The organism is Pseudomonas sp. UBA6315 (assembly GCF_002438125.1).
Classification (GTDB): Bacteria; Pseudomonadota; Gammaproteobacteria; order Pseudomonadales; family Pseudomonadaceae; genus Aquipseudomonas; species Aquipseudomonas faucium.
The window spans coordinates 45,261-56,205 of sequence record NZ_DJTF01000027.1 but is presented as its reverse complement, the minus strand read 5'-3'; the positions used below and the strand labels follow the sequence as shown (position 1 = coordinate 56,205).

Genomic DNA, 10,945 nt, shown 5'->3' with positions numbered 1-10,945 from the left:
TTGCGGTGGGTCAGCATCGCGCCCTTGGCCACGCCGGTGGTACCGCCGGTGTATTGCAACACCGCCACGTCGTTGGGCTGCGGGTTGGCTTCACTGACCGGCTGGCCCTTGCCCAGCGCCAGGGTGTCGTTGAAACGCACGGCACGCGGCAGGTTGTAGGCCGGTACCATCTTCTTCACGTATTTGATGACGCTGTTGATCAGCAGGCGCTTGATCGGCGGCAACAGGTCGGCCACTTCGGTGACGATGACGTGCTTGACCTGGGTCTTGGGCACCACTTTTTCGGCCAGGTGGGCCATGTTGGCCAGGCACACCAGGGCCTTGGCGCCGGAGTCGTTGAACTGGTGCTCCATCTCCCGCGTGGTGTACAGCGGGTTGGTGTTGACCACGATCAAGCCGGCGCGCATGGCGCCGAAGACCGCTACCGGGTACTGCAGGACATTGGGCAGTTGCACGGCAATGCGATCACCCGGCTTGAGGTCGGTGTGCTGCTGCAGCCAGGCCGCGAAGGCGCCGGACAGCGCATACAACTCGCCGTAGGTGATGGTCTTGCCCAGGTTGCTAAAGGCCGGTTTGTCGGCAAAGCGTTGGCAGGATTGCTTGAGTACCGCCTGGATATTGGGGAATTCGTCAGGATTGATTTCCGCCGTAATCCCGGCTGGGTATTTATCCTTCCAAAAATGTTCGATCATGGAAGCCCACTCCTTCAGCAACAGCGAAGTTCGATTCACGCGTCGATGCGTTTATTATTGATATGTGATGGCGGTTCATTGCAAACCGAAACATCTGAAAGCGGGCCGAGAGTAACAGCTTTGTTTGGGGTCGCCTAGGGGCCAAACAGGGCCTAACGGTCACAAAAATGACTCAATGAACGATACAAGTCATTTTTAGAGTATTTAGCCAAAATGTCGCAAAACCGGCCTGAACAGGCCTGTTAGAGCGGTTGAACGCATTCGCGGGGCAAGCCCGCTCCCACAGGGTCAACCCACAACCTTCAAGCCTTGTGGGGTACCTGTGGGAGCGGGCTTGCCCCGCGAAGAAGCCACTGCTCAATCAAGCAATGTCGCGCAACTCGCGCCGCAGAATCTTGCCCACCGGCGTCATCGGCAACGACTCGCGCAGCACAATGTGCTTGGGCACCTTGTACCCGGTGAAGTTGGCCTTGCAGTAGGCCTTGAGCTCGTCCACGTCGAGCCCTCCCTCACGCGCCACCACGAACAGCTTCACCGCCTCGCCGGAACGCTCGTCGGGCACACCGATGGCCGCGCAGTTGGCCACCTGCGGGTGGCCCATGATCACGTCCTCGATCTCGTTGGGGTACACGTTGAAGCCCGACACGATGATCATGTCCTTCTTGCGGTCGACGATGCGGGTGAAGCCGTCCGGGTCGATCACCGCGATGTCGCCAGTCTTGAACCAGCCTTCGGCATCCAGCGACTGGGCCGTGGCCTCGGGCTGCTTCCAGTACCCCTTCATCACCTGCGGGCCCTGGATGCACAACTCGCCGCGCTCGCCCAACGCCAACTCGTTGCCCTCGTCATCGATCACCTTGAACGCGGTGCCCGCCACCGGAATACCGACCGTGCCCAGGCGAGCCAGCTTGCCATAGGGGTTGGTGCTGGCCACCGGCGAAGTCTCGGTCAGGCCGTAGCCTTCGACGATGCGGCAACCGGTGAGGCTTTCCCAGCGTTCGGCGGTGGCCTTGACCAGCGCGGTGCCACCGGAGTTGGTGACCTTGAGCGCGGAGAAGTCCAGCTGGCGGAACCCTGGGTGATCCATCAGGGCAACGAAAAGGGTGTTCAACCCAAGCAAGGCCGAGAAGCGCCATTTGCCCAGCTCCTTGATGAAGCCTGGGATATCGCGCGGGTTGGTGATCAGCACGTTGTGGTTGCCGGTGACCATCATGCACATGCAGTTCGCGGTAAAGGCATAGATGTGGTACAGCGGCAGCGGCGCGATCATCACCTCCTGGCCGTCCTTGATCAGCTTCTGCCCGTCCGGGCCGTGCTGGGAGAAGCAGGCCAGCACCTGGAGCATGTTCGCCACCAAGTTGCCGTGGCTGAGCATGGCCCCCTTGGCCAGGCCGGTGGTGCCGCCGGTGTATTGCAGCACGGCGATGTCGTCGAGGTTCAGCGGCACCGGCTTGTGCGCCTGGCCGCGGCCCTGGCGCAGCACCTGCTTGAAGGACACCGCCTGCGGCAAGGCGTAGGCCGGGACCATCTTCTTCACCTTGTCGACCACGGTATTGACCAGCCAACCCTTGGCCGCCGGCAGCAGGTCGCCCATCTTGGCCTCGATCAGGTACTCGATGCCGGTATCGGGCAGCACCTCCTGCACGCGCTTGCCGAACATGTTCAGGTACACCAGCGCGCGGGCGCCGGCATCCTTGAACTGGTGGCGCATCTCGCGCTCGGTGTACAGCGGGTTGGTGTTGACCACGACCAGCCCGGCACGCAAGGCGCCGAACACTGCGATCGGGTACTGCAGGACGTTGGGCATCTGCACCGCGATGCGGTCGCCCGGCACCAGGTCGGTGTGCTGCTGCAGCCAGGCGGCGAAGGCCGCGGAGTAGCGCTCGAGCTCGGCGTAGGTCAGGGTCACACCCAGGTTGCTGAATGCCGGGCGATCGGCGAAGCGCTTGCAGGAGCGCTCGAACACCTCGACCACCGAGGTGTACGCATGGATGTCGATGGTGGAAGGTACGCCCGCCGGGCGCTTGTCATTCCAGAAGTCGGCTTGCATTTATTGTTGTTCCTCTGCCTTGACCTGCATGTTCCCTTTTCCTGTTTGCCTGAAGGCAAAAGGCGTTCAACCGACGTTAGCAGGTAAGCCCAAGGTGGCATATACGCCAAGTGCCGCCATTAACATTGTGAATCTTATTTGTGCCCTTCCTGCAATCGATGGGGTTGCGCATACACTGTGCGGGTACCCCTGCGCAAAGGAATCGCCATGCCCCACGACGCCTTCTGGCTGCCTGCCAGCGAGCACTGCAGCCTGTACGTACACCAATGGCTGCCGGCCACGCCGGTGAAAGCCGTGGTGGTGCTGGCGCACGGCATGGCCGAGCACGCCGGGCGCTACCAGCGCCTGGGGCATGCCTTGAGCGACGCCGGCTACGCGCTGGTGGCCGCCGACCTGCGCGGCCACGGGCGCACCGCCGAGCTGGGCAGCCTCGGCCTATTCGCCCGGCATCATGGCTGGAATGCCGTGGTCAACGACCTCGGCCTGCTGGCCCAGCACATCGGCCAGCAGTTTCCCTGCACCCCGCTGATCCTGTTCGGCCACAGCATGGGCAGCTACATCGCCCAGGCCTACCTGATGCACCACAGTGGCAGCGTGCACGGGGCCATCCTCAGCGGCTCGAACCTGCAGCCGCCGGCGCTGTACCGCGCGGCGCGCCTGATCGCCCGCCTGGAGGCCTGGCGCCAGGGCCCCACCGGCAAGAGCGCGCTGATCGACTGGCTGTCGTTCGGCTCCTTCAACAAAGCCTTCAAGCCCAACCGCACGGCGTTCGACTGGCTCAGCCGCGACCCGGCCGAGGTCGATTTGTACGTTGCCGACCCCTTGTGCGGCTTTCGCTGCAGCAACCAGCTGTGGCTGGACCTGCTCCAGGGCCTGGCGCAGATCAGCCAGCCCCGCAACCTGGCGCAGATCGACCCGAACCTGCCATTGCTGGTGATGGGCGGCGAATGTGATCCGGTGAGTGCCGGCAAGCGTCTCACCCATCTGGCCGACGCCCTGCGCGCGACGGGCAATCGACATGTACAGCTGCGCGTCTATCCTCAGGCGCGGCACGAAGTGCTCAATGAACTCAACCGAGACGAGGTCACCGCCGATATCCTCGCCTGGCTGGAGCAGGCGCTGGCCCTTGGCCGCCCTGCCCGCAGTGAATGATAGCGGCCTCGTCCGTCCACCAAGGAAACGCCAATGACCCAGGTCACCAACACGCCTTACGAAGCTCTTGAAGTGGGCCAGACGGCCAGTTACGAAAAGTCCGTGCAAGAGCGCGACATCCAGCTGTTCGCCGCCATGTCCGGTGACCACAACCCGGTGCACCTGGACGCCGAGTTCGCGGCCAAGAGCATGTTCCGCGAGCGCATTGCCCATGGCATGTTCAGCGGCGCGCTGATCAGCGCCGCAGTGGCCTGCACCCTGCCTGGCCCTGGCACCATCTACCTGGGCCAGAAGATGAGCTTCCAGAAGCCGGTGAAAATCGGTGACACCCTGACCGTGCGCCTGGAAATCCTCGAGAAGCTGCCCAAGTTCAAGGTGCGCATCGCCACCAACGTGTACAACCAGAACGATGAGCTGGTAGTCGAGGGCGAGGCCGAGATCCTGGCGCCGCGCAAGCAGCAGACCGTCGAACTGGTGTCGCCGCCGAACTTCGTCGCTAGCTGATTGCTTCAGTCTGCCCGCCCCCACAGAGAGACCACAGTCGCCAATTTCAGTGGTGTAGCTGTGGGAGCCGGCTTGCCGGCGCTAGGGCCGTGACTGCCACCTCACTCCAGCGCCTGCAAGCGCTGCTCGATATGCCGCCGCTCGGGCCCCTGCCGGGTCAACTCCAGCGCCCGCCGCCAGGCCGCCCGCGCCTGCTCGACATTGCCCAGCTGCTGATGCAGCTCGGCCCGCGCCGCATGCGCCAGGTGATAGTCGCTCAGCTCCCCAGCCTGCAGAATCGCCTCCACTTCCCGCAGCCCCGCCCGTGGGCCATCCCGCTTGGCCAGCGCCACCGCCCGGTTGAGCGCCACCACCGGTGAAGGCCAGTGCCGCTGCAGCACATCGTACAGCCCGACGATCTCGGCCCAGTCCGTCGCCTCTGCGCTCTGGGCCTCGGCATGCACTGCAGCGATCGCCGCCTGCACGGTGTAGGCACCGAACGCCCGACTGCCCAGCGCCAAGCGCACCAGCTCGCAACCTTCGCTGATCTGCTCGTGGTCCCACAGGCTGCGGTCCTGCTGGTCGAGCAGCACCAGGTTGCCTTGGGCATCGCTGCGCGCCCGCTGTCGCGATGCCTGCAACAGCATCAGCGCCAGCAGGCCGACGGCTTCCGGGTCGGGCAACAGCTGCACCAGCAAACGCCCCAGGCGAATCGCCTCGTCGCTCAGCGCCTGCTGCAGCACCTGTTCTCCGGACGACGCCGAATAGCCCTCGTTGAACACCAGGTAGATCACCCGCAGCACGCTCTCCAGGCGTTGCGCCAGCTCGTGCATTTCCGGCACCTGGTAAGGAATGCGCGCATCGCGGATCTTGGCCTTGGCGCGCACGATGCGCTGGGCGATGGTCGCCGGGCTCTGCAGGAACGCCCGGGCGATCTGCTCGGTGGTCAGGTCGCACACCTCGCGCAGGGTCAGAGGCACCTGGGCATCGGCGGCCAGGGCCGGGTGGCAGCAGGTGAAGATCAGCCGCAGGCGGTCATCGGCGAGCAGTTCTTCCTCGCTGGAATCGGGTTGCTGGCCTTCGATGAGCATGATCAGGTCTGCCTGGGAGCGGTCGAAACGGGCGCGCCGGCGCAGGGCATCGATGGCCTTGAAGCGGCCGGTCGACACCAGCCAGGCACGCGGGTTGGCCGGGATACCATCGCGCTGCCAGCGCTCCACCGCGATGAAAAAGGCATCGTGCATTGCCTCCTCGGCCAGGTCGAAATCGCCCAGCAAGCGGATCAGCGTCGCCAGGATGCGCCGCGAGTCGCGCCGGTACACCGCCTCGACTTCGGCGCGCACCGCTCGCTCCTGCACCATCAGTCCGGCATCCGCTGGGTCACCACCTCCACCAGGCGGTCCAGGCTTTCTCCCCAGCCCTGGTGGAAGCCCATTTCCTCGTGGGCACGGCTGTCAGCGGCGTTCCAGTGCCAGGCACGGGCGGTGTAGCGGGTTTTGCCGTGCTCCTCGTCAAAGGTGATGACCGCCGTCATGAAGGCTTTGTCCGAGGGCACCCAACCTGGGCCAAAGGCGTCGGTGAACACCAGCCGGCGCGGCGCCGCAATTTCCAGGAACACGCCCTGGGTCGGGTATTCGGTGCCATCCGGCGCGCGCATCAAGGTCCGGAACAGGCCACCGACCCACAGCTGCATCTCGCATTGCGGGGTGGTCATGCCGTGCGGCCCCCACCACTGCATCAGCCATTCGGGCTCGGTCCAGGCGCGGAACACCTTGGCGGGCGGGGCATCGATCAGGCGGCTGATGGACAATTCGTGCTGCGCTTGCGCAGGTTGGGCGAGGCTCATGCTGGTGGTTCTCCGTGGCTGTCAGGGTTGCAGGTCGCGCACTGGCCTCACTTCAACGCTGCCGACCCGTGCGGCGGGGATGCCCTTGGCGATGTTGATGGCCTCGTTGAGGTCGCGGGCATCGACCAGGTAAAAGCCGGCCAGTTGTTCCTTGGTTTCGGCGAACGGGCCGTCGGTCAGGCTCATGTGCCCGGCGCGCAGGCGCACCGTGGTGGCGGTCTGCACGGGCTTGAGCGCCTCGGCTGCGAGCATGCGCCCGGAGCCCTGCAGGCTTTCGGCGTAGGCCATGCACTCGGCGTCTTCCGGGCTGTCGGGCAGGCTGTGCAGCAGCCCTTCGTCACAATAGACCAGGCACAGGTATTTCATGGTCGTCTCCAGGGCATTGGCAAAGTGCGTTTGGCGATAGCGGATCAGGGCTTGAGATCGAACAGTGCTTTCTGCGTTTGCATGTCGAATGGTGCCGACCAGTGTTCGTGGATCACCTGCCACTGCCCGCCTGACTTGCGATAGCCCACGGTGGCGCGCATGAAGCCGCACTGGCTTTCGTCGTCCGACGGGCCGCAACGGTTGAGCCAGTGAGCCAGGGCCAGGTCGCCCTCGGCGTGAACGGTGAGCTCGGCCTGTTCGAACACCATGGGGCCGGTGCACAGGTTCATGCACATTTCCCAATGCGCCTGGTACACGGCCTTGCCCTTGAATTGCAGCGCCTGGATGGCATCGAAGGCGACGATGTCGTCGGCATAGGGGGCGACGATGGCCGGGATGTCGCGATCGCGCACGGCCTGCATCCAGCGCTCGATCAGTTGGCGGATTTCGCTTTCGGCTTGGGCGTTCATCGGGTTCTCTCCGAAATGGTGAGCGGCAGTGGCGTTCGCGCCGCCTTCACCACTGGTCGAACGCAGGGTCGGGAAATCGACAGGGGAGCATCGCCGGTCGATGGGCGGTGATCAGCGCACCGCCACCTGCCTGCCTACACCACTGGGCTGGCGAGGATGAATTCACGGTAGCCCGAAACGATCACGTACACCGCGAAGTAGCAGAAAATGGCCGCTGACAAGAGATACGACCAGGTCAGCAAGCGCTCGCCCAGCAAACGCCCGCCGTGGCTGGCAATGCCGCACAAGCTCATGCACCAGACCAGCCCGGCGGCGAAGAAGCCGCCCAGAAACAACCCCGCATCCAGCAAACTGCCGCCGCCAGAGCGGGATATCAAAACCCCACCCACCGCAGCGAACCACAAGATGGCGCTGGGCGATGACATCGCCAGGAAGATGCCCCGCAAGAACTCGCGCCAACCCGACTCCACCACCACCTCGGCACGTGCCTGCATGTGCCCACCCCGCCAGGCCGCCAGCAGCATCTTGATCGCGAACCAGACCAGCAACGCCGAGCCGCCCAGCCACAAGGTCCAGCGCACGCTCTCGAACTGCAGCAGCACGGTCATGCCGGCCAGCGCCGCGATGGCGTAGACCAGGTCACCGACGCAGGTGCCCAGGCCGAGCCAGAAGCCCTGGAGGAAGCCGCGCTGCATGGCCAGGGTAATCATGGCGATGTTGGCGATACCAATATCGAGGCACAACGACAGGCTGAGGAGAAAACCGTTGGAGAAAGGCATTGAGTACTCGTGGCTGGCCAATGACGCGCGGTAGAGCCTGCCACGAGTGAACATTGCATGGGAAGCGAGGTGTTCGGTCAGGCGAAGGCGGCCTGCTCGAACACCTCGTCCGCCCACTGATTCAGGCTTTTGCCAGCAGCACGCGCGGCGATGCTGGCGGCCGCATGCACTTCCGGACGGATACGCAGCATGACCTTGCCTGATGCGGGCTTTTCAGGGGTGATGCCCTGCTCGGCGCAGTCAGCCAGGTAGTCCTCCAGCGCCTGGTGGAAAGCCTCATGCAACTGGGGCACAGAGCTTGCGTGAAAACTGATGATGTCGCGCATGCCGAGCACCCGGCCTACGAAAATGTCGTCACGGTCATCGTATTCGATACGGGCGGCATAACCCTTGTAGCGCATGCAACTCATAAGCTGACTCCTGCCCGCTGCAAGAATTCGCGGGCCTCTTCGATCTGATACCGCTTGGCTTCCTTGCCTGGATGAGGGCGATGGCACCTCCAGCACTGCCCGCCAAGCGTCAGCTTGACCCTTGAGCCTTGCCGCTCGTGCACTTGCCCTCCGAGATGAACGATGAGCGCTTCAACCTCGGAAAAGGCCAGTGACGTCGTGGTGGGCGTCCGATGGATCGCATCGAGGATCTTTCGGTATCGAGTGTTCATGGAAAGATGCTATCAAAATAAGATAGCACCCTTTCCATAATATCCATTCAGGATTTTTCATCTCCCGCCAGCACCTGCGCATAACGCGCACGGTCCACATTGGCCCCGCTCAGCACCACCGCCACCCGCTTGCCCTGTTGCCGCTCGCGCTCTTGCATCAACGCCGCCAGCGCTGCAGCCCCCGCCCCTTCGGCGGTGTTATGGGTCGCCTCGTGGTACTGGCGCATGGCCTCGGCGACCTCGCCGTCGGTAACCCGCACGATCCGCGCCGCATGCTGGCGAACCAGGGCGAAGGCATCGGGGTGCGGCACCCGGCAGGCCATGCCATCGGCGAAGGTCTCGGCGGTGCGGGTGGTGACGATGCGCCCTTGCTCGAAACTCTGCGCGTAGGCATCGGCTGCGCTGGAGACTACGCCCACGATCTCGGTGTTCAGCCCCAGCAGGTTGCGCGCCTGGATCAGCCCGCAGATGCCCGAGCCCATGCCGATCGGCACATAGACGCAATCAAGGTCTTGCACGGCTTCGAACAGCTCCAGGGCATAGGTGGCCACACCCCGCACCAGTTCCGGGTGGAACGAGGGCACCATGGCATAGCCGCGCTCCTCCGCCAGCCGCGCAGCTTCCTCGCGGGCCACATCGAAATCCACGCCGTACTCCACCAACTCGGCCCCGAGTGCGCGCATGGCGGCGTTCTTTTCTTTCGAGTTGCCTTCGGGCACCACGATCACCAGCGGCACACCCGCCTGGCGCGCGGCCAGGGCCATGCTCTGGCCGTGGTTGCCACGGGTGGCGGTGACCAGGCCAAGGGGCGGCTTGCCCGCGGCCAACAGCGAGCGCACGTAGACCAGGCCGCCTCGCACCTTGAACGCGCCGGTGGGCGCATGGTTCTCGTGCTTGACCCACACCTCGCACCCCAGCCGATCGGCCAGCAGGGGCCAGCGGTATTGTGGCGTAGCAGGCACGTGCTGGTGAACGAATGCAGCGGCTTCACGCAGGGCGGCAAGGTCGAACATGGCGGTCATCCTTTATCGGTACGAGGTTGAACCGATCCTAGGCGCCAGGCATTGTATGGGTAAATCCTTATATTGCATGGGTAGCAATTTCATGTGGATGCCAGAACTGGCCGACGACGGCCGGCCGCGCTACCTGGCGCTGGTCGACGCCATCGCCAGCGCCATCGAAACGGGCGCGCTGAGGGTCGGCGAGCGCCTGCCGCCCCAGCGCCGCCTGGCCTGGAAGCTTGGGCTCAACCCCAGCACCACCCAGCAGGCCTACCGCGAGGCAGCGGCCCGGCACCTGGTGGCGGGCGAGGTGGGGCGCGGCACCTATGTGCTGGCCGGCAGCCGCGAAGCCACGCTGTTTCGCCTGAAGCGGCACGACAGCCTGGGCGCGCTGATCGACCTGTCGACCAACGTGCCGGTGGCCGACCCCGCCAACCAGGACCTCGAGGCAAGCCTGCAGGCCTTGCTCGCCCAGGGCCAGACGCACCTGCTCGACCATTACCTGGGCCCGCAGCAACTGCTGCTGGGCCGCCTGCAGGGCGCGCGCTGGCTGAGCAACCGCGGGCTGGCGCTGTCGGCGGAACAGCTGCTGCTCTGCGGCGGCGCCCAGCACGCCCTGACCCTGCTGCTGCAGTCGTTTTGCCAGGCCGGCGAGCCGGTGCTGCTCGAAGCCTTGACCGCGCCCGGCATCAAGGCCGCCTGCCGGCAACTGCGCCTGCCGGTACATGGTGTGGCGCTCGATGCCCAGGGCCTGCTGCCGCAGGAGCTGGACCGGGTAGCGCGGGCCAGCGGCGCGCGGGTGCTGGTGACCACCCCTGCCCTGCACAACCCTACCGGCGCCTGCATGGGCGAGGCACGCCGCCAGGCCATCGCCGAGGTGGCACGGCGCCTGGGGCTGCTGGTGATCGAGGACGATGTGTACGGCGCGCTCAGCGAGCACGCGCCGCTGTATCCGCTGCTGGGCGAGCGCGGCATGCTGATCAGCAGCCTGTCCAAGACAGTGGCTGCGGGGTTGCGCCTGGGCTGGATCGTGGCCAGCCCTGGCCTGCTGGAGCAGGTCGACCCGCACGCCGGGGCCAGCCATTGGCCGGTGTCGCCGTTGAACCTGCAGCTCGCTTGCCAGTGGATCGAGGACGGCACTGCGGCGCGGCGCCTGGCCTGGCAGCGCGAGGAAGTCGCCGTGCGCTGGCGCCTGGCGCGCAGCCTGTTGGGCGAGGCGCTGCAGAACGCCAGCGAACCTTCGCCGCATGTGTGGGTGGCGGCGGCGCGGGGGGCTGACAGGGTCGTGGCGCAGTGCCGGGCGCAGGGGGTGGAGGTGGTGCCGGCGAGTGTGTTCGCCATTGGTGCCAGCGAGGTGCAGGCGGTGCGCATCAGCCTGTCGGCGGCGCAGAGCCGGGCGGGGTTGAAGCGGGGGTTGGAGGTGGTGCGGCAGGTATTGGCAGGGC

13 protein-coding genes are annotated in these 10,945 nt (G+C 65.3%); 3 read left to right on the top strand and 10 right to left on the bottom strand.

What is annotated here, in order from left to right; genetic code table 11:
* Both B3E94_RS02900 and fadD2 read right to left on the bottom strand, forming a co-directional pair.
* A partial coding sequence (locus tag B3E94_RS02900; RefSeq protein WP_286912251.1) for an AMP-binding protein occupies positions 1-692 on the bottom strand: 692 nt, incomplete at its 3' end.
* 361 nt (positions 693-1,053) lie between these two features.
* Complete coding sequence (fadD2, locus tag B3E94_RS02895; protein WP_236237621.1) at positions 1,054-2,742, bottom strand: long-chain-fatty-acid--CoA ligase FadD2; 1,689 nt, start codon at positions 2,740-2,742, stop codon at positions 1,054-1,056.
* A gap of 207 nt (positions 2,743-2,949) precedes the next feature.
* Here fadD2 and B3E94_RS02890 point away from each other — a divergent pair, with 207 nt between their 5' ends.
* Both B3E94_RS02890 and B3E94_RS02885 read left to right on the top strand, forming a co-directional pair.
* Positions 2,950-3,894 (top strand): alpha/beta hydrolase, encoded by a 945-nt coding sequence (locus B3E94_RS02890; protein WP_286912249.1) that lies wholly within the window; start codon positions 2,950-2,952, stop codon positions 3,892-3,894.
* A gap of 33 nt (positions 3,895-3,927) precedes the next feature.
* Positions 3,928-4,398, top strand: coding sequence for a MaoC family dehydratase (locus tag B3E94_RS02885; protein ID WP_176517820.1), 471 nt, complete (start codon positions 3,928-3,930; stop codon positions 4,396-4,398).
* A 101-nt stretch (positions 4,399-4,499) separates the two neighbouring features.
* Here B3E94_RS02885 and B3E94_RS02880 read toward each other — a convergent pair whose 3' ends face one another.
* From B3E94_RS02880 to B3E94_RS02845, 8 genes are all read right to left on the bottom strand, one after another.
* A complete protein-coding gene (locus B3E94_RS02880; protein WP_286912248.1) occupies positions 4,500-5,738 on the bottom strand; it encodes an RNA polymerase sigma factor in 1,239 nt (412 codons plus the stop codon).
* Entirely contained in the window at positions 5,738-6,223 is a 486-nt protein-coding gene (locus B3E94_RS02875) for an SRPBCC family protein (RefSeq protein ID WP_236237624.1), read from the bottom strand. The genes B3E94_RS02880 and B3E94_RS02875 overlap by 1 nt, the downstream gene beginning before the upstream one ends.
* A 21-nt stretch (positions 6,224-6,244) precedes the next feature.
* Positions 6,245-6,589 carry a YciI family protein gene (locus B3E94_RS02870; protein ID WP_176517823.1) on the bottom strand — a complete coding sequence of 115 codons (345 nt, stop codon included), beginning with the start codon at positions 6,587-6,589 and terminating at the stop codon, positions 6,245-6,247.
* 44 nt (positions 6,590-6,633) lie between these two features.
* Positions 6,634-7,059, bottom strand: coding sequence for a YybH family protein (locus B3E94_RS02865; protein ID WP_176517824.1), 426 nt, complete (start codon positions 7,057-7,059; stop codon positions 6,634-6,636).
* Between the two features lie 134 nt (positions 7,060-7,193).
* A complete protein-coding gene (locus B3E94_RS02860) occupies positions 7,194-7,838 on the bottom strand; it encodes a LysE family translocator (RefSeq protein ID WP_176517825.1) in 645 nt (214 codons plus the stop codon).
* A gap of 77 nt (positions 7,839-7,915) precedes the next feature.
* Complete coding sequence (locus B3E94_RS02855; RefSeq protein ID WP_176517826.1) at positions 7,916-8,248, bottom strand: type II toxin-antitoxin system HicB family antitoxin; 333 nt, start codon at positions 8,246-8,248, stop codon at positions 7,916-7,918.
* Complete coding sequence (locus B3E94_RS02850) at positions 8,245-8,499, bottom strand: type II toxin-antitoxin system HicA family toxin (RefSeq protein WP_286912246.1); 255 nt, start codon at positions 8,497-8,499, stop codon at positions 8,245-8,247. Before B3E94_RS02850 ends, B3E94_RS02855 begins: the two co-directional genes overlap by 4 nt.
* Before the next feature lie 47 nt (positions 8,500-8,546).
* Positions 8,547-9,512, bottom strand: a complete 966-nt coding sequence (locus B3E94_RS02845) for a threonine dehydratase (RefSeq protein ID WP_286912245.1) — start codon at positions 9,510-9,512, stop codon at positions 8,547-8,549.
* Between the two features lie 91 nt (positions 9,513-9,603).
* On the opposite strand from B3E94_RS02845, the gene B3E94_RS02840 reads away from it, so the two are divergent.
* Positions 9,604-10,945, top strand: a 1,342-nt coding sequence (locus tag B3E94_RS02840) for a PLP-dependent aminotransferase family protein (protein ID WP_286912244.1), incomplete at its 3' end; no start/stop codon positions are given.